We start from the raw sequence: 18997 nt of genomic DNA, 5'->3' as shown, positions 1-18997 counted from the left end.
CGATGCCCCCAGAGACTTTCCCTCCCGCCATGCCGCCCAGCGCCGTCCACATCGCGCGCATCCAGGTCTACGTTTTCCAGGACGATGCGCCGCCCGCGGTCGAATCCTCCTTCGGTACATCGACCCAACGCACCTCGACCCTGGTCAAAGTGGAAGATGGTGCCGGCCATCATGGCTGGGGCGAAATCTGGAGCGGCCATCCGCCTTTCGGCGCGTATCACCGCGCCTCGATCCTCGAAAAGCTGGTGGCGCCGCGCGCGGTGGGCAGGACGATAGCCGCGATTCCGGCATTGCTGGATGAACTCGCGACGGCCATGCTGCCCATGCTGCGGCTGGCGGGCGAACCCGGCCCCATCGCCCACGTGCTGGCGGGCCTGGACTGCGCCCTCTGGGACCTGGCCGCGCGTGCGCGCGGCATACCGCTGTATCGCCTGCTGGGCGGCCAGGCGCGCCGCCTGCCCGTCTATGCGAGCGGCGTGTCCCCTGCGATATCGCAACGCGATCTGGATGCGCTGCGCGAGCGGGGCTTTCGCGCCTTCAAGTTCAAGGCCGGCTTCGCGGACGACCGCGCGCTGGATGCCCTGGAGGCGACCGTGGGCGGCCTGGCGGCCGGCGAGAGCGCGATGATCGATGCCAACTGCGGCTGGGATGTGAACGCCGCGCGGCGGGCGCTGGATCGCATCCGGCCGCTGCCGCTGCAATGGGTGGAAGAGCCCATCGGCCCCGAACGCCCCGCGTCGGAATGGCAAGCGCTGCGCGCCGCCGGGCACCGCCTGGCGGCGGGGGAGAACCTGTTGACACTGGACGCCTTCCGCGCCGCCTTCGACTGGCTGGACGTGGTCCAACCCGACCTGGGCAAGTGGGGCGGCGTCAGCGGGGTGCTGCCGCTGGCGCGCGAAACCCTGGCGCGCGGCAAGCGCTATTGCCCCCACGCCTTCGGTTCGCATATCGGCGCCGCGCTGGCCGCACACGTCCTGTGTGCCGCGGGCGGCGACGGCGTGCTCGAACTGGACGCCAATTCCAATCCCCTGCGCACGCTCGGCGCAGCGGGCTTCCCCACGCCGATGGACGGCCAGGTGTCGCTGCACGACGCGCCCGGCATCGGCATCGATGCGGACCCGGAGGCACTGAGCGCCTATGCGGGACGCCATACGGTCATTGCGCCATGAACACGGAACCGGCAGGTCTGTTGATTTCGAAAACCCTTTGCGAAGAGATGGGCGACCGTCTGCTTGCCCTGGCGCGCGCCGCCGGACAACCGTTGCGCCTGATCGTCGCGCCCGGCCAGCCCGGGCTGGCCCTGTCCGCGCAGGACCAGGCATCGATACGGCTGGGCTTTTTCTCGCGCGACATCATGCAGGGCAGCAGCAAGGACGCGCCCAGCCCGGCCAGCCGGGCCTTCTTCGACGCCTTCGATGCCGCGCCGCATGCCCAATGGCTGCACGTCTGCTCCGCCGGAATCGATAACCCCCTCTACCAGCACACGCTGCGGCGCACGGTGCGCCTGACGACATCGTCGGGCGGCAATGCCGTCCCGATCGCCCAGACGGTGGTCGGCGCCATGCTCTGCCACGCGCGCGGATTCACGTATTGGCTGGACGCGCAGGCGCAGCAACGCTGGCAACCCCTGTCCGCCGCGCACATGGCGCGCGACCTGCATGAACAGACGGCGCTCATCGTCGGCCTCGGCCCCATCGGGCGAGAGATCGGCCGGCTCCTCAAGGCCGTGGGCCTGGCAACGATAGGGGTGCGACGCGGCACCGGCGCGGTGCCGCACTTCGACCGCGTCTGCGGCCTGGACGCACTGGACGGGCTGCTGCCCTCATGCGACTGGCTGGTGCTGGCCTGCCCATTGACGCCGGACACGCGCAACCTGCTCGATGCCCGGCGCATCGACCTGCTGCCGCCCCACGCGGGCGTCGCCAACATCGGACGCGGCGAGCTGATGGACGAGAACGCCCTGGCGGCCGCCTTGCGCGACGGCCGGCTGCGCTCGGCCTACCTGGACGTCTTCGCCACCGAGCCGCTGCCCGCCGACTCGCCGCTATGGACCGCGCCGCACGCCTGGATATCGCCGCACAACGCCGGCGCCTCGCCCGGCAATGCCGCGCGCTTCAACGAGATCTTCCTGCGCAATTTCATGCATTGGCTGAACGGCGAACCCCTGGCCAACGACGCCACGCCCGCCGCCCGCGACGGCGCCACCGCGACACGGAATTGAGCCCGCACCATGAAAATCGTTGCCATCGAAACCCTGCCCATCGCCGTCCCCTACGATAGCGGCGCGGCGCCGCTGCCGCTGGGCGGCAAACCCCGCACCGAAATGGAGAGCCTGCTCGTCAGGGTCACCACCGATGCCGGCATCGTCGGCTGGGGCGATGCCTTCGGCGTGCGCATCTGGCCGGTGACGCGCCTGCTGATCGATCGCCTGGCAGCGCCGCTGTGCATCGGAGAGGACGCGCTGCGGCGCGACGATATCGTCGACAAGCTCGTCCGCACCCTCTATCACTTCGGCCGCGCCGGTCCGCTGCAATACGCGATATCCGCGATCGACATCGCGCTGTGGGACATCGCCGCCAAGGCTGCCGGCCTGCCGGTGCATGCGCTGATCGGCCCGCGGCGCACGGCCGATATCCCCGTCTATGCCAGTTTGCTGCCGTACCGCGACCCGGCGCTGGCCGCGCGCTTTGCCGCCCGCGCCGTCGACCAGGGCTATCGCTACGTCAAGCTGCACGAACGCGACGTGCCTTCCGTGCGCGAATCGCGCGCCGCGATCGGCCCGCATACGGGCCTGATGGTAGACCTGAACTGTCCCTTCGACCTGCGCCAGGCCGAACAGTTCGCCCGCGATGCCGCGCCCTACGACCCCATGTGGCTGGAAGAGCCGCTGTTTCCGGTGGACGACTTCGAGGCAATGGCGGAACTGGCGCGCCGCATCGATACGCCGCTGGCCATGGGCGAGAACGTCGGCAACCCCGTCGAATTCCGCCGCGTGCTGGACCGTACCGGCATTGCCTACGCGCAGCCCAGCGCCATCAAGACCGGGGGCATCACCGCCTTGCTGGAAGTCGCTCGGGATGCGGCAAGCCGGGGCGTACGCCTGATGCCGCACAGCGCCTACTTCGGCCCCGGCCTCCTGGCTACCATGCACGTGCTCTCCACCCTGGAAACCGATCCGATACTGGAACGCTTCTACTGCGAAATGCCGGTCGAGCTTTGCGGCAGCGCCACCCTGCCGCGCAACGGCACGGTGCGCGTGCCGGACATGCCGGGCCTGGGTTTCGAACCCGACCCGGAGGTCCTGCGCCGATATGCGGCCACGACTTGACCGCGCCGACAGCGATCCCGCCGGCCGCGGCGTACGCCGCGGCACGGCACACCGATGCGACCGGCCGACAAGCGCCGGCGCCAACCCCGAATAAAAACGAGGAGACACCATGAACCCGCGCAACCTGTCGCGTATCGCAGCCCTGGCGTTATGCTGCGCGCTCGCCCCGGCCAGCCACGCCGCCGATACCTTTCCGTCGCAGCCCATACGCATCATCGTGCCCTACGCACCCGGGGGCGCCTCAGACGTCGTGGCGCGCCTGCTCGCCAGCACGCCGGGCGGCGGTCTGGGCGAGCGCATCATCGTCGAGAATCGCGCAGGCGGGGCATCGGTCGCGGGCACCAACGTCGTCGCGACCGCGCAACCCAACGGCTACACGCTGGGCATGGTGGACAGCGCCTTTCCGATCAACGCGACCTTGCTGGGCGGCAAGCTGCCCTACGACACCCGCAAGGACTTCCGCCCCGTCATCCTGGCGGCCACATCGCCCATCGTGCTGTCCGTAAACAAGGACGTCCCCGCGCGCAACGTCGCCGAACTCATCGCACTGGCCAAGAGCCATCCCGGCCGGCTCAATTTCAGTTCCGCGGGCAACGGCACGGCGCTGCACCTGGCAGGGGAACAATTCAATATGGTCACCGGCGCGGGACTGGTCCACGTTCCCTACCGGGGCGGCGCCCCGTCGGTCATGGCGGTGGTCGCAGGAGAAACGCAGGTCAACTTCTCCGCCCCGTCCACCGTGCTGCCGCATATCCAGTCCGGCCGCCTGCGCGCCCTGGCGGTCACCGGCCCGCACCGGCTGGCGTCCCTGCCGGACGTCCCCACCTTCGCGGAAGCCGGCCTGCCCGCCGTCGCGGGCGTCATCTCCTATGGGGTGATCGCGCCCAAAGGCGTGCCGGACGACGTCGTGCAAAAACTGGCCGCGGGCTTCGACGCGCGATTGAAAGCGCCGGACACCGCCCGCCATATCGCCGACCTCGGCTTCGAGGCCGCGGGCGGCGGCCCGGATGACTACGCCAAATTCCTTGAGCGCGCGATCGATACCTCGCATGAAATCATACAGAAGGCGCATATCACGAATGGCGACTAGTGGCGTAGATTTCGGCTGACGCGCCGGCTCCCCGGCGCGAAACCGGGAGGCCGCATGGATGTGCAGCCGCAGCTCGACTACAAGCAGGTCTTCATGCTGGCTCCGGCCGGACTATGCGTGGCGCGCTGGCGGGTCATCGCGCACGCCAACGCCCGCCTGGAGGCCATCTTCCGCTATCCCCCCGGACAGCTGAACGACACCTCCTTCGACGCCTTGTATCCCTCCGGACGCGATGTCGCGCGCGCCACCGAAAGCGCCGGGTCGGCGCTGAACGCCAGAGGCATCTACGCCTGCGAGCGGATCATGAAGCGGCTGGATGGCGAACTGTTCTGGTGCCGCCTGATCGGCCGCTCCCTGACGGCCGGCGATCCGCTCGCATCATGCCTCTGGACCTTCGAAGACCTGAGCGTGCCGCATCCGGTATCCCCGTCGCTGACCGATCGCGAACGCGAGATCGCGCTACTGATCGCCGAAGGCAAAACCAGCAAAATGGTCGCCCGCCACTTGAATTTGAGCCCGAGAACCGTGGAAATGTACCGCTCCCGCCTGATGGCGAAGTTCTCCACAACGACCTCCTCGGCACTGGCGGGAAGGCTGATGCGCCCCGGAGAAAACTGACCGCACGCCGCGACGCCGGCCCGCGATACCCGCCAACGGCGTGGGGGGGAAACCGCCATCGCCGGCAACGGAGCGAGCCGCAACGCCGACAGACATTCAGTCCGGCAAAGCCACCACCACATTGCCCAGGACCCGGCCCGATTCCACCGCTTCGTGCGCGCCGGCAATATCGTCGAGCTCGAACGCCGGCGCGATCAGATGCGATAACGCCCCATCCCGCAACAGTGCGCTCAGGGCGTCCACCGCGGCTCGCCGTTGCGCCGGCAACAGGTCATAGACCAGAAAGAACCGCAGGCTCAGCGAGCGGGGCAGCCACGCACCGAAGTTCAAGGGAATATCGCCCCGCTGGTTGGAGCCGTACACCGCGATCACGCCATGCGCGGCCACCGCCCCCGCCGGCACCAGGCCCGCGGTGGTGGAAAAATCCATATCGACGATCGCATCCACGCCGCGGCCGCCCGTCAGCGCCAGCAGGCGCTCGGCGACCGGCTCCTGCTTGTACAGGATGTTGTCCGTCACGCCCAGCTGTTCCAGGCGCCGCGCTTTTTCCGCCGACCCTACGGTCGTGATCACGCGGGCGCCGCGCAGCCGCGCCATCTGTGCCGCGTAATACCCCACGCCCGACGCGCCGCCCGTCACCAGCACCGTCTTGCCCGCGACATCCCCCAACTGGATCACGCCATGCATCGCGGTCAGGCCCGGTATTCCCATGCACGCGCCGGCCTCGAACCCGACATTGTCCGGCAGCGGCACGGCCTGTTCCGCGGGCAGCGCAATGTATTGCGCCGCGGTTCCCATCGGACGCTGCCACTGGCCGTTCCAGATCCAGACCCGCTCGCCCAGCCGGCTCGCCGGCACGTCGCTGCCCACGCGATCGATCACGCCCGCGCCGTCGCTATGCGGCACGACATACCCCTGCGTCACCGGCCGGCTGCCCGCGCGCGATTTCACATCGGAGGGGTTCACGCCGGACAGCGAGAGTTTCACCCGCACTTCGCCCGTGCCGGGCTCCGGCGTGGGCAGGTCCGTCACTTGCAGGACGTCCCGTGCCGGTCCGTTCCTGGAATACAGGGCTGCGCGCATGATCGACTCCTGAAGAGGGCGGCGTGCTCAGTTTCCGCGCACGAAGCGGTTGGTCAGTGTACCCAAGCCTGTAATCGAGATGTCCACGACGTCCCCATCCCGCAGGTCCGGCGAATGGCCATCCGTGCCCATCCATAGGATGTCGCCCGGATACAGCGTCAGATACCGGCTCATGGTGCTGATGAAGCGATCGATGCCGAACAGCATATCGTTGGTCCGGAAACGCGTGCTTTCCTTGCCGTTCACGGACACCACCGTTTCCATCGCGTCGACATCGGCCGCGGTTTCTATCCACGGCCCCATCGGCTTGAAGGTGTCGCTGTTCTTGGCCCGCCAGAACGTCCGGTCCGACGCCTGCCAGACCCGTTCGCTGACATCGTTGCCGATGGTGTAGCCCAGTACGCACTCGCGCGCCCGGGCCTCGCTCACGTTGCGCGCCTTCTTGCCGATTACCACCACCAATTCGCCTTCGTACTGCACCTTGCCGGCATCCGCCGGCATGATTACGTCCTGGCCATGGGCCACCAGCGCATTGTTGGCGCGATAGCCGACGTCGGGCTGCGTCGGGATCTTCAAGCCCTCGGTGCCGATATGCGTGACGTAGTTCAACCCGACGCAGTAGAAGGTGGGCGGGATCACCGGCACTTCCACGCGCACGTCGGGCAGCCGGACGACGTCGCCCGTCTTCTCATAGCCCTGGAAGGGATCGCCGCGTACCGCGACGACCCGGTCGCCTTCCAGAATGCCGTAGCCGGTACGGCCGGCCTGCGTATAGCGTATCCATTTCATCGCGTTGTCCTCGCAAAACTGGGTTCGTCATTGCGCATGCGGTCGATCAGCCATGCGCCTCCCATGCGAGCCAGCTCCACGTGCGTCGTCCGTATGTTCTCGATGCCGGAAAGCGGCGCCGCGCCCTCCAGGGGTGTACCGGCATCGTGCCGCACCACCAGCATATAGCCGCGCATGACGCAACGGTCGTCCTCCGCCCGATCGGCGAACAGATTGCTGATCAGATGATGGATGCGCATCGTGCGCGAGCGGCCTGCCAATGCCCGCAGCACCGCCTCGCGGCCGTGCAGGACCTTGCCCTGCCGATGCCACACCGCGGCCGGGGTCATACGGCTGACCAGGCTGTCATACGCGTTATCGTCCAGGTCGCGGAAAAACCCCAGGACCTGGTTTCGGCACAAGCCGATGGTGTCGTTCATTGCGGCTGCTTTGCATGCCGGCGGATGGAATCGGGCAGGCCATGCGGCAGGCTCAGGACATCCCGCGTGATGTCCGCCAGTGCCGGCGTACCGCACAACTGCATGGTTCGAGTCAACTCGTCGCGCAGGATGTCCAGCGCGCGCCGCGCGCCGTCCAGTCCGCCCGCCAGCACACCGTACAACGTCGCGCGGCCCGTCATCACCCCGGCCGCGCCCAGCGCCAGCGCCTTGTAGATATCGCTGCCGCGGCGCACGCCGCCGTCCAGCAGCACCGGCACGCGGCCGCCGGCCGCCGCGACGATGGCGGACAACGCATCCAGCGTGGCGATGCCGGTGTCCAGCTGCCGGCCGCCATGATTCGAGACCACCAGCGCGTCGGCGCCCAGCCCGACCAGCGATTCGACATCGGCGGGATGCGCCACACCCTTGACGATCAGCTGGCGCGGCCAGCGATCCCGGATGCGCGCCAGCGCGGCCAGGTCGAACGACGGATCGTAATTGCGCCCCGCCACGGACTGCATGGCCTTGCGATCGCTTTCGACCCGCTTCATTCCCGCCAGGCTGGGCATGACGGGAGGCCGACGGATCAGCATGTCCAGCGACCACGCCGGGCGCCGCGCGAACTGCCAGAGGTTGCGCGGCGTGATCTTCATGGGAAAGCCCAGCCCGTTGGCCAGATCGCGTTCGCGTTTGCCGCCCACGGGCAGGTCCACCGTGATCATCAAGCCTTCGTAACCGGCCGCCAGCGCGCGGCCGATCAGGTCGTCCAGGCGCGCCTTGTCCTGCAGGATATAGGCCTGGAACCACAGGCGCCCGGGCGCCTGTTCCGCGATCTCCTCGATCGATGCGGTCGCCGATGTCGACAGGGCATAAGGCAGGTCCAGGTCGGCCGCGGCACGGGCCAGCGCCACGTCGCCGCCGCGCCAGCCGAAGCCCACCGCACCGGTCGGCCCGATGGCCAGCGGCAACTGCGCGGCGCGGCCCAGCAAAGCGGCGCGCGCGTCGACGCGGGACACGTCGCGCAGTACGCGCGGCACCAGGCGGACTCGGCGGAAGGCATCCACGTTGTCGCGCAAGGTGATCTCGTCCTCGGCGCCGCCCTCGAAGAAATCGAAGACCGGCGCCGGCAGCCGGGCGCGCGCCGCCGCGCGCAGGCGATCGATGGAATAGCAGTCGTCCAGTACGGCTTTGCTCACGGTGCGGGCATCCTTGCGGCGGGCGCTCAATTGCCGGTGTCGTCCGCGGTCACGTTGCCCTTCCTGATCACGTCGGCCCAGCGGGCCTTGTCTTCGATCAGGAACTGGCGGAAATGCTCGGGACTGTCGGCCACCACTTTCGCGCCCAATTGCGCCAGTTGCTCGCGCACCGCCGGCTTGGCCAAGGCATCGACCGCCGCCTTGTTCAGCTTGTCGACGATGGGCTTCGGCGTACCGGCCGGCGCCAGCATGCCGATCCACGGCGCGCCCTGCTCGAAGCCCTTGAAGCCCAGGCTGTCCATGGTCGGCACGCCGGGGAAGTCCTTCTCGGGCTGCTCCGTGCCGACCGCAAGCACGCGCAGCTGCTTGGCGGCGACATAGTTGGCGATGCCCACGCTGGGATAGAACATGAAGCTGATGCGGCCCGCCACCATCTCCTGCAACGCCGGGCCGTTGCCCTTGAACGGCACATGGACCATCTTGATCCCGGCCTCGGTGGCCAGCATTTCGGCCGCCAGATGCGCGGACCCGCCCACGCCCGACGAACCGAACGTCAGCTTGCCGGGATGTGCCTTGGCATCCGCGATCAGGGATTTCAGGTCCCGGTACGGCGAGTCGTAGTTCGTCACCAGCAACATCGGATTGTTGGCGAAGTTGGTGATCGGCGCGAAAGCCTTGACCGGATCGTAGTCGTAGCGCTTGGGATAAAGCAGGGGATTCACGTTCAGCGTCAGCGACGTAACCAGCACCTTGTAGCCGTCGGGCGGGGCACGCATGACATCGGCGGCCGCGATGGATGCGCTGGCCCCGGGCTTGTTTTCCACCACGACGGACGCGCCCAATGTCTCGGACATCTCCTTGGCCATGACGCGCGCGACCACATCCGTCGGGCCGCCCGCCGCATAGCCCACGACCATGCGTATCGGCCGCGAGGGATACTCGTCGGCGCGCGCGGGCGCCGCCGTCAACAGCGTGCTCGCCAGCGCCACGGCCAGTGCCCGGCCGGCCAGGTATCGTTTCTTCATGTCTGTCTCCTTGTTGTGGGCGGCATCGCCGCCATCCTGGCCGGTGCCCGCAAGGGCGGCCGACCGGTCGCGCGTCGCACGGGCCGCCGATGCGCCGCCGGCCCGTGCGTCCTATCCCATCGTTTTCAGTACAGCTCGGGGAAATACTTGTCCGCCATTACCTGGCAGCGCTTGATCAGCCGCGGCTCGTCAGGCCGGTAATCGGCCACCGCATTGTGGATCGTGCCCATGTTGTCCCACATCAGCACGTCGCCCTCGGTCCAGTTGTGGCGATAGCGGTACTGCTCCTGCAATTGATGCCGGAACAGGAACGCCAAAACCTCTTCGCTGCGCGCCGCCGGCATTTCATTGATACGCATCGAATAGCCGGGATTGGCGTACAGCACCTTGCGCCCCGTAATGGGATGCGCCAGGAAAACCGGATGCGATACCGGCGGCTTGCGCCGGCGCTGCTCCTCCGTCAGCGGCGGACGCGTACTGCCCTTTTCCCTGCGCATCATTTCCCAGAACTTGTTGAAGTCGTGGGTAATGGTCATGCCGTCCAGTTCGCTTTTCAGTGCCGGCGGCAATCCCTCATAGGCCGCATGCATGTTGCAGAACTCGGTGTTGCCCAGCGGCTTGCCATCGCGCATGGGGATGCGTATGCCGTACAACACATTGCTGAAGGCAATGGTCCGGCTGTACGACATGTCCGTATGCCAATCCTGACCCGCGTCGCTCAGGCCGATGGGCTTGCCGTCCTCCACGATATTGGACAGGATCATGACCTCCGGGATGCCTGGCTCGTGGTACAGATTCGCTACATTCACTTCCAGCGTGCCGAAGTTTTCGGAGAACCGCTTCAAGGCGGCGGCGTCCAGCCGTTGACGGGGAAAGCATACGACGCCATAACGGCCCAATGCCTGCTCGATCGCGCGATAGTCCTGCGGCGACAATGCCTGGGCCAGGTCCATGCCCTCGATGCGCGCCCCCAGCGTGGCGCCGCTGCCAACGATATCCATAGTGTCTCCTGCTGTGTCTAGAAGGCCTGGCGCAGGATGGCGAGCACTTCGCTCGCGGCCGCGACAGGACGGGGATTCAGTGCCAGACCGCGTTCGCCCATGACGTGCGCGGCGATGTCGGGCAGGGCGGCCTCGGGTATGCCGATGTCGCGCAGGCGACGCGGCAGCGCCAGCGCGTCGGCGGTAGCCGCCAGCCATTCCGAAAGACTGGGGTGGCGATGTCCGGCCAACGCGTTCACGCGCTCCAGGGCAGGCGCCAGCAGCGGGGCGGCGACCTCCTCGTTGAACCGCAGCGCATGCGGCAGGATGACCGTATTCACCAGCCCGTGCGGCAGATTCATACGGGCGCCCAATACATGGCAGATCGCGTGATGCAGGCAGCTGCGTGCCATGGCCAGCACCATGCCGGACAAATGCCCCGCCGCCAGAATCAGGCGCCGCTGCGCGGTCTCGTCCGGCAAGGGCTGGGCCAGCGCCTGTTGGAACAAACCCAGCCCCTGCACCGCCATACCGTCGGACACGATGGAGCGGCCCTTGGAATACAGGCCCTCCAGGCAATGCGCGATGCCGTTCATGGCCGTATACCGCATGGTCGCCAACGGCACCTCCCCGCTCATCAGCGGATCGATCAGGATCGCGGCGGCGGACACCTGGCGGTTCCAGAACATGCGCTTCTCGTGCTCACCGTCGCGCACGCCGAACGAGGACGTGGCTTCCGCCCCCGACGCCGTCGTCGGCACGGCAATGATGGGCAGCTTGGGCCGGACGCGGCGCGGGATTTCGATCCTCGCCGGCGGATGGAAGACGGTGACATGGTCGGCCAGGATGCCCCCCTCGGCCAGCAGCAGCACCAGGGCCTTGGCCGAATCCGCCACGCTGCCGCCTCCGACGGCCACCACGCAGTCGGCGCCGAAGCGGGCGACTTCCGGCACCATTGTTTCGATTAAACTGACACTCGAATGCGGCGGGATGCCGCGGCACTGCAGAACGGCCATGCCGTCAAGGGACTGCAGCAATGCCGCGTAGCGCGGCGTGCCGGCGATGCGGTCCTGCGTCAGGACCACCGGCCGGGCCAGTCCGCGCGCCCGCAGCTCCTCGCCCACAGCGGTCGCCACGCCTTCGCCGAAGCGCACATGGGTGCCGTAGAGGTGGTAGTCGAAGTCGCCTGGGATCATGGGATGCGCGCGCTGCATTCGGCAAAAGAGGTCGCCCAGTGTAGTAAGCGCGCAGGGCGCGCAGAAGGGCCGTACCTCGAAATCATATTTTCCAGAATGGAAACAGACGTATGGACCTTATCGAGTGCATGGAGGTCTTCCAGGAAGTGGGCAGAAGCCTCAGCTTCTCCAAGGCCGCGGAAAGCAGGGCATCCAGCCGTTCATCCGTCACCAAGAAGATCGCCTGGCTGGAAGGCTACTTCGGTGTGCAGCTGTTCAACCGCAATACCAAGCACGTCAGCCTTACCGAAAGCGGGCGGCTCCTGCTCGAGAACGCCGATGCGCTGTCGCTGGCCACACGGAATCTGAAGGAGCTGGTCCAGGGACCGGTACGTACGCCGACCGGCCGCATCCGGCTGGGCACGCCACCGTCCTTCGGCGCCGTGCACCTGGCCCCGGCCATCGAAGACTTCCTGCGCCGTTATCCGGCGATCAAGATATCCCTGCTGCTGGACGATGGCCGCAGCGATCTGATCGCGGAGAACCTCGACCTATCGGTACGCATCGCGCCGCGCCTGAAAGACACCAACCAGATCGCCTATCTGATCACCGTCGTGCCGCAGGTCATCGTCGCCACGCGCGCCTACCTGCAGGCCCATGGCACGCCGTCCACCCCCAAGGACCTGGAGAACCACAATTGCCTGGTGCACAGCCTGAAAGCGCCGACGAATATGTGGACGTTCACCGATCGCCGCGGCAACACGCAGGTGGTCCATGTTGCCGGCACGTTCAGCTCCAACCTGGGCGAATCCATCATGCACCTGGCGATGCTGGACCACGGCATCTCCATGCATCCCCGCTATATGGTCGAAAGCGCCGTGCGCGCCGGCACGCTGCAGGTCGTGATGCCCGAGTACCGCCCCGAGGGGCTGGATATCTACGCCATCGTGCAAAGCCGGCGGCATTTGCCCTACAAGGTAAAGCTGTTCGTCGAACACCTGCGGCGCTGGTTCAAGGATGCGGAGTGGAACCAATAGGCGCGCACGGGACGCCGGCGCCGTTCAACCGGGAATGCGAGGGGCCGCGGCATCGGCCATCAGCCTTTCCACCAGCGCGCGCGCGAATGGCGGAAGGTCCGCCAGGGCGCGCACGCAGATCTTCAACTTGCGCTCGGCCCACGGGTCGTTCAGCGCGATTAGGGCGATGGACATGGATCGCGCGTGGCGCCGCGCAATCGATTGCGGTACGACGCCTATGCCCACACCGGCTTCGATCATGCGGCAGGCCGCCTCGAAATTGCCGACCTGTATGCGCAGCTTGATGCGGCCGCCCAGCGCCTGGGCCGCATTGTCGATGAACATGTGGATGGCGCTGGACGTCGGCAGGCTGACGTAGTTGTCGCCCAGCGTTTGCGCGAAATCCACCGACCGCTCCTGCGCCAGGGGATGGCGCGCCGCTGTCACGAGGACCAGGCGATCGTCCAGATAAGGCAGCATCTCCAGCTGTCCCGCATGCACATTGCCCGCGACGATACCGATATCGGTCGCGCCGTCGGACACGCCCTTGACGATCTCGCCGCTCAGGACTTCCCGCAGGTCGATGTTCACATCAGGATAATCGCGCAGGAAAGTGCTGAGCGCGGCAGGCAGGAATTCGCTGATGGCGGTGGTGTTGGCCCAGATGCGCACGTGGCCCTTGATTCCCTCGCCGTATTCCTGCATGTCGCCGGCCAGGTGCTGTACCCGTTCGAGCACCAGGCGAGCGTGGTGGACGAAGGCTTCGCCCGCCGGTGTCGGGGTCATGCCCTGGCTGCTGCGATAGAGCAGGGGAAAACCCAGGTCGCGCTCCAGATTGCGGATGCGATTGCTGGCCGCCGGCGGCGACAGGTGCGAACGCTCGGCCGCGCGCGCCAGGTTGCGGGTATCGGCAAGATGGACGAGCAGGCGCAGGTCGACGAAATCGAAGTGCATGTCCGCGCGGCGGGGTAGACAGAAACAACCCCATGGTAACCGAGCGGCCGCGGCCGCTTCGCCGCCGGGATGCCTGCCCGTTGGCGCACCGGCCGCCCTGGACGACAGGCCCGCACGGTGGGCGCAGGACAGCGTCCCGAGGCCTACGCGGACCGCGCCGGCGCGAACACGCTGCCCACGTTGGACAGCGCGGCGATCTCCCAGGCACGGTCCAGCATCGCCTGCGCCTGCGGCGCTTGCGCGCCACCCGCGAACGCGGCCAGGCGCAGGAACTTGGCCGAGATTTCCTCGCGCGACAAGGTATTGCCGGGGTCGCCTTTCGGCTCGTCCACGCGCCCCTGCAGGATACGGCCGTCCGCCAGTTCGACGCTGACCTTGCCTATCCAGCGCGCCGGATAGGCGCGGTCGACCTCTTCGTCCAGGACCATGGCGACCTTGTCGCGAAAGGCGGCGATCTCCGGCGCGTCGTAGCCCTGCTCGAACTCGTGCACACCCGCGTAGCCACGATGCGCGACGATGCCCAGCACCGTGCCCATATTGAACTTGGCCTGGTGCACGGTGCGCGGCACGCGCACATTGCCCAGCACGTCGATTGCGCCCTGATGCACGCGCGCTGTCACATGGACGATGTCATGCGCCCGCACGCCGTGTTCGGCGATCACGGCCAGCAGGGCGTCCGCAGCCGGATGCGTGTGGCGGCAGGCCGCGTGGTACTTGAACGAGGTTTCCATCGTCGCCCAGCGCTGGCCCAGGCGGTCCAGCAGCCGCGCCGGGTCGGCGTCGCTGGACATGCCCGCCGCCATGCCTTGCGCGCCCTCGAGGATACGCGCCGCGCCGCGAAAGCCGTCGGCCGCCAGCCGCGCCGCCATCAGGCCGTTGGCCGCCGCCATCGCCGTATGCAACTGCTTGGAGTCGGCCGCGTCGCGCAGGAATTCCCACAGGCCGCTGGCCTGCGTGCCGGCCGAACCGAAGGCGTGCAGCATGCCGGCTTCGTCCAGACCCAGCAGCCGTCCCGCGGCGGCGGCGGCGGCCAGGGTACCCACCGTGCCGGTGGTGTGGAACACCTTGTAGTGGGACCGCCCCATGTACTCGCCGATACGGATGCCCACCTCGTAGCCCGCCACCGCGGCGGTCATCATCTCGCGCCCCGATGCGCCCGATTCCTGCGCCAGCGCCAGCACGACGGGAAAAACCACCGTCGCGGGATGCAGCACCGACCCGTTGTGCACATCGTCCTGCTCGACGAAATGGGACGCCGCGGCGTTCACCATGGCGGCGAAATAGGCGGGCGCCCCGCCGCGGTCGATCAGGATTTCCGACGGCCCCTCGCGCCCGCCGGAAGCCCGCGCGAAGCGCGCGATGCTCTCGACCGGTCGCGCGCCCTTGCCCGCCAGGGCCGAGCCCAGCCAATCCACGTACAGGTTCACCGCGCGATCCGCCACCGCGGCGGGAATCGACTCGAAACGCAACCCGGCGGCGAAAGACGCCAGCGCGCGGCTGGGATGATCCGGATCGGCCGGGGCGGGCGCCGAGGCGCCCGTGCGGATTCCCGGCTGACCGGGACTGCGTTGATCGGTGTACATCATCGGTCTCCTTCAAGAAGAACCACGGCACAGGGTTGCCGCATCGCATCCGCCCGCCATGCCGTGCGGTTTCCTTCACACCACGCCGTCTGCCCGCAACGCCGCGATCGCCGCCGGCGTGTAGCCCAGCCCGGCCAGGATGGCGTCCGTATGCTCGCCCAGCGCCGGCACCGGATCCATGCGCGCGGGCACGCCCTGCGCCATCCCGGGCGGCAGCAGCGCCGCGATGGCGCCGCCGGGGGCATCCACTTGCCGCCAGCGTTCGCGGGCGCGCAGCTGCGGATGCTCCCACACTTCCTGCATGGTGTTCATCCGCGCATTGGCGATACCCACCGCGTCCAGCCGTTCCACGACTTCCGCCGCCGTCAGGCCGGCGAACGCCGCGACGATCAGCGCGCGCAAAGCTTCGCGCGCCGCCGACCGCGCCGAGTTCGTGGCGAAGCGCGGATCGCCGGCCAGATCCGGCTGCCGCAGCACGCCTTCGCAGAACAACTTCCACTCGCGCTCGTTCTGCAGGCCCAGCATGACCGTCCTGCCATCGCCGGTAGGGAATGGTCCATAGGGATAGATGGTCGCGTGCGATGCGCCCGCGCGCGGCGGCGGCGGCTGGCCGTCCATCGCGTAGTAAAGCGGATACCCCATCCATTCCACCATGCTCTCCAGCATGGATACATCGATGCGGCAGCCGCGACCGGTGCGGCCGCGCAGCAGCAGGGCGTTCAGGATATTGCTGTAGGCATACATGCCGGCCGCGATATCCGCGATGGAGCAGCCCGCCTTGGCCGGCTCGTCGGCCGTGCCCGTCACCGACAAAAAACCCGATTCGCTTTGTATGAGCAGGTCGTAGGCCTTGCGGTCGCGATACGGGCCGTCGGCGCCATAGCCCGATATATCGCAGACGATCAACCGCGGATGCGTTTCCGACAGGGCCTCGTAGCCCAATCCCATGCGATCCGCCGCGCCGGGCGCGAGATTCTGCACCAGCACATCGGCCTCGGCCACCAGGGCGCGCAGGATGCGTTGCGCCTCGGGTTGTTTCAGGTCCAGCGTCAGGCTTTCCTTGGACCGGTTCGTCCACACGAAGTGCGAGGCCTGTCCATGCACGCGCTCGTCATAGCGGCGCGCGAAATCGCCCACGCCGGGCCGCTCGATCTTGATCACGCGCGCGCCCTGGTCGGCGAGTTGGCGCGTGCAGAACGGCGCGGCGATGGCATGCTCCAGGGCGATGACCGTGATGCCGTCCAGGGGTCTCATATTCACGTCCTAGAAAGACCGGGGCAGGCCCAGCACATGTTCCGCCACATAGGAAAGAATCAGGTTCGTCGAGATCGGCGCCACTTGATACAGCCGCGTCTCGCGGAACTTGCGCTCCACGTCGTATTCGCTGGCGAAACCGAATCCCCCATGAAACTGCAGGCAGGCATTGGCGGCCTCCCAGGAGGCGTCCGCGGCCAGCAGCTTCGCCATATTGGCTTGCGCGCCGCATGGCTGATGGGCATCGAACCGCCGCGCCGCGTCGAAGCGCATCAAACTGGCGGCTTCCACGTTGATATAGGCGCGCGCGATGGGAAACTGCACACCCTGGTTCTGCCCGATGGGCCGGCCGAAGACCACGCGGTCCTTCGCGTACGCGCTGACCTTGTCGACGAACCAATAACCGTCGCCGATGCATTCGGCCGCGATCAGGGTGCGCTCGGCGTTCAGGCCGTCCAGGATGTACCTGAAACCCTGGCCCTCCTCGCCGATGCGGTTCTGCGCCGGGATCTCCAGGTTTTCGAAGAACAGCTCGTTGGTTTCGTGGTTGACCATATTCCGGATGGGACGCACCGTCAGGCCCTTGCCGATCGCCTCGCGCAGATCCACCAGGAAAATCGACATGCCTTCGGATTTCCTCGCCACGTCCGCCAGCGGCGTCGTGCGTGCAAGCAGGATCATCAGGTCCGAATGCTGTACCCGCGATATCCAGACCTTCTGGCCATTGACCACATAACGGTCGCCGCGGCGTTCCGCGGTGGTCTTGATACGGGTGGTATCGGTGCCGGTCGTCGGCTCGGTCACCCCCATCGATTGCAGGCGCAGCTCGCCGCTGGCGATCCTGGGCAGATAGGCGCGCTTCTGTTCGTCGGATCCATGGCGCAGCAGCGTCCCCATGTTGTACATCTGGCCATGGCATACGCCGGCATTGCCGCCGCAGCGATTGATCTCTTCCATGATGACCGAGGCCTCGGTCAGGCCCAGGCCCGAACCGCCATACTCCTGCGGGATCAGCGCGGCCAGCCAGCCGGCCCGGGTCAGCGCATCGACAAAGGCCTCGGGATAGCCGCGCGCTTCGTCGATCTCGCGGAAGTATTCCGGCGGAAACTGCCCGCACAGATCGCGGACCGCTTCGCGGATGTCCTGAAAGGATTCCTGTGGGTTCATATCGATTGCCGCTTCTTCAAGAATGGGATCGTTCGACCGTCGGGATGGCGTCATTCGACCGTGGCGGTGGCCTGCATGCCGAGGTTTCCTTCATGGTCGCGCGTCCACAAGGCGATCTCGCCCTTGCTTCCGGGCTTGCCGCATACCGTCAAGGCATTGCCCGCGAAGCAGGGCCGCATCGCGCGAAAGGCAAACCCGCGCAGGCGCGCGTCGGGCAGCTGCCGATGCACCAGGTCCACCAGCAGCGTCGCGATCAGCGGCCCGTGCACGATCAGGCCGGGATAGCCTTCTTCCCCAGTCACATAGGGGTGGTCGTAGTGGATACGATGGCTGTTGAACGTCAAGGCCGAATAGCGGAACAGCAGCACGGGATCCGGGTGCACGGTCCGCGACCATGCCTCGCCTTGCGGCGCGGGCGCAGGTCGTTGCGCGGACCCGCCCGCCGCGCCGGCCGAAGGTGGCGGGGCATCGCGGTAGACGATGTCGTGCTCTTCCTCTATCCGCGTTTCGCCATCGACCGCATAACGATGCTGTACCGTCACGAAGACCAGCCTTCCGCTGCGGCCGGTCTTGTCCTCGATATGCGCGATCGTCGATGTCCGCGTCGCCCGTTCGCCCTCGCGCAGGGGCGCACGGAACACCAGCCGGCCGCCTGCCCACATGCGCCGCGGCAATGGCACCGGCGGCAGGAAACCGCCGCGTCTGGCATGCCCGTCCCGGCCCACCTCGGACATGGGCGTCACCGGCAGGAAATACATCCAATGCCATAGCGGAGGCACCACGCCGCGCGGATCCGGACGCTCCAGCGTCGCCGCCAGCGCGGCCAGCGGAAAGGGGGTGATCAGGTCCTGGACCGTCTCGGTCTTGTCCAGCCAGTCTTCGAGCGGGGCGGCAGCGTCCGGCATGCGAAAGGTCTCCGTCACGGGTTCACCCTTGGACTATGCACCCGACGGATGCGTTCGCGAAGTCGTTTTTGCTTAAGCCGGCATTCCGCCGCGATTAACCGGCCCGGCGCCGATTGAAGTGAAAACCCCCACGCTGCGCCGGCAAGCCGCTTCGCAAAAAAAATCGGCCCTCGCAGGGAGGGCCGATGTACTGCACCGAGAGGACTGCCACTTACAGCACCCCCGCCTCTCGCCGGGGGAACCGTCCATCCGTACGGGCATGAACGGCCGGACTTCCTGACGGCGCGGTCCGCGACACTTGCCGGACCCCGATGCTGACCGGTTCACCCGATCGCGCGATCACGCCACCCGTGGCTGGATTCGCCGTCGGTGCTTACGCACCTTCGAACGGCTGGTTGTTCGTGTCGCCGAAGGC

General features: G+C 67.4%; 18 protein-coding genes. 6 read left to right on the top strand and 12 right to left on the bottom strand.

Going from position 1 to position 18997, the window contains the following annotated elements; all coding sequences use genetic code 11:
• Positions 1-2: 2 nt before the first annotated feature.
• The 5 genes from ACO1P8_RS05875 (at position 3) to ACO1P8_RS05855 (ending at position 5036) form a co-directional block, all read left to right on the top strand.
• Positions 3-1169 carry a mandelate racemase/muconate lactonizing enzyme family protein gene (locus ACO1P8_RS05875; protein ID WP_486294979.1) on the top strand — a complete coding sequence of 389 codons (1167 nt, stop codon included), beginning with the start codon at positions 3-5 and terminating at the stop codon, positions 1167-1169.
• Entirely contained in the window at positions 1166-2221 is a 1056-nt protein-coding gene (locus tag ACO1P8_RS05870; RefSeq protein WP_486294978.1) for a D-2-hydroxyacid dehydrogenase, read from the top strand. Before ACO1P8_RS05875 ends, ACO1P8_RS05870 begins: the two co-directional genes overlap by 4 nt.
• Positions 2222-2230: 9 nt before the next feature.
• Positions 2231-3328: a mandelate racemase/muconate lactonizing enzyme family protein gene (locus ACO1P8_RS05865; RefSeq protein ID WP_486294977.1), complete on the top strand. Its 1098-nt coding sequence runs from the start codon at positions 2231-2233 to the stop codon at positions 3326-3328.
• A 109-nt stretch (positions 3329-3437) separates the two neighbouring features.
• On the top strand, positions 3438-4418 hold the full coding sequence (locus tag ACO1P8_RS05860) for a Bug family tripartite tricarboxylate transporter substrate binding protein (protein WP_486294976.1): 981 nt from the start codon (positions 3438-3440) through the stop codon (positions 4416-4418).
• A 54-nt stretch (positions 4419-4472) separates the two neighbouring features.
• Complete coding sequence (locus ACO1P8_RS05855; RefSeq protein WP_486294975.1) at positions 4473-5036, top strand: helix-turn-helix transcriptional regulator; 564 nt, start codon at positions 4473-4475, stop codon at positions 5034-5036.
• Between the two features lie 96 nt (positions 5037-5132).
• Here ACO1P8_RS05855 and ACO1P8_RS05850 read toward each other — a convergent pair whose 3' ends face one another.
• From ACO1P8_RS05850 to ACO1P8_RS05820, 7 genes are all read right to left on the bottom strand, one after another.
• Positions 5133-6119, bottom strand: a complete 987-nt coding sequence (locus tag ACO1P8_RS05850) for an NADPH:quinone reductase (RefSeq protein ID WP_486294974.1) — start codon at positions 6117-6119, stop codon at positions 5133-5135.
• A 27-nt stretch (positions 6120-6146) separates the two neighbouring features.
• On the bottom strand, positions 6147-6908 hold the full coding sequence (locus ACO1P8_RS05845) for a fumarylacetoacetate hydrolase family protein (protein ID WP_486294973.1): 762 nt from the start codon (positions 6906-6908) through the stop codon (positions 6147-6149).
• Complete coding sequence (locus ACO1P8_RS05840) at positions 6905-7327, bottom strand: nuclear transport factor 2 family protein (RefSeq protein WP_486294972.1); 423 nt, start codon at positions 7325-7327, stop codon at positions 6905-6907. Before ACO1P8_RS05840 ends, ACO1P8_RS05845 begins: the two co-directional genes overlap by 4 nt.
• On the bottom strand, positions 7324-8523 hold the full coding sequence (locus ACO1P8_RS05835; protein WP_486294971.1) for an alpha-hydroxy acid oxidase: 1200 nt from the start codon (positions 8521-8523) through the stop codon (positions 7324-7326). The genes ACO1P8_RS05840 and ACO1P8_RS05835 overlap by 4 nt, the downstream gene beginning before the upstream one ends.
• Positions 8524-8549: 26 nt before the next feature.
• A complete protein-coding gene (locus tag ACO1P8_RS05830) occupies positions 8550-9548 on the bottom strand; it encodes a Bug family tripartite tricarboxylate transporter substrate binding protein (RefSeq protein ID WP_486294970.1) in 999 nt (332 codons plus the stop codon).
• Between the two features lie 125 nt (positions 9549-9673).
• Positions 9674-10549 (bottom strand): TauD/TfdA dioxygenase family protein, encoded by an 876-nt coding sequence (locus ACO1P8_RS05825; RefSeq protein ID WP_486294969.1) that lies wholly within the window; start codon positions 10547-10549, stop codon positions 9674-9676.
• Between the two features lie 17 nt (positions 10550-10566).
• The gene (locus ACO1P8_RS05820) at positions 10567-11724 is read right to left on the bottom strand and encodes an iron-containing alcohol dehydrogenase family protein (protein ID WP_486294968.1); all 1158 of its coding nucleotides are present in this window, start codon (positions 11722-11724) and stop codon (positions 10567-10569) included.
• A 110-nt stretch (positions 11725-11834) separates the two neighbouring features.
• On the opposite strand from ACO1P8_RS05820, the gene ACO1P8_RS05815 reads away from it, so the two are divergent.
• A complete protein-coding gene (locus tag ACO1P8_RS05815; RefSeq protein WP_486294967.1) occupies positions 11835-12740 on the top strand; it encodes a LysR family transcriptional regulator in 906 nt (301 codons plus the stop codon).
• 24 nt (positions 12741-12764) lie between these two features.
• Here ACO1P8_RS05815 and ACO1P8_RS05810 read toward each other — a convergent pair whose 3' ends face one another.
• From ACO1P8_RS05810 to ACO1P8_RS05790, 5 genes are all read right to left on the bottom strand, one after another.
• Positions 12765-13673: a LysR family transcriptional regulator gene (locus ACO1P8_RS05810; RefSeq protein ID WP_486294966.1), complete on the bottom strand. Its 909-nt coding sequence runs from the start codon at positions 13671-13673 to the stop codon at positions 12765-12767.
• Positions 13674-13816: 143 nt separating this feature from the next.
• Positions 13817-15259, bottom strand: a complete 1443-nt coding sequence (locus ACO1P8_RS05805; RefSeq protein WP_486294965.1) for an MmgE/PrpD family protein — start codon at positions 15257-15259, stop codon at positions 13817-13819.
• A gap of 72 nt (positions 15260-15331) precedes the next feature.
• Positions 15332-16510 (bottom strand): CaiB/BaiF CoA transferase family protein, encoded by a 1179-nt coding sequence (locus ACO1P8_RS05800; protein ID WP_486294964.1) that lies wholly within the window; start codon positions 16508-16510, stop codon positions 15332-15334.
• A gap of 9 nt (positions 16511-16519) precedes the next feature.
• The gene (locus tag ACO1P8_RS05795) at positions 16520-17677 is read right to left on the bottom strand and encodes an acyl-CoA dehydrogenase family protein (protein WP_486294963.1); all 1158 of its coding nucleotides are present in this window, start codon (positions 17675-17677) and stop codon (positions 16520-16522) included.
• Positions 17678-17727: 50 nt separating this feature from the next.
• A complete protein-coding gene (locus tag ACO1P8_RS05790; RefSeq protein WP_486294962.1) occupies positions 17728-18582 on the bottom strand; it encodes an HTD2 family dehydratase in 855 nt (284 codons plus the stop codon).
• Positions 18583-18997 lie beyond the last annotated feature (415 nt).

The organism is Bordetella sp., assembly GCF_057362025.1.
The sequence above is the reverse complement of the archived record's forward strand: the minus strand, read 5'-3'. Positions and strand labels throughout refer to the sequence as shown.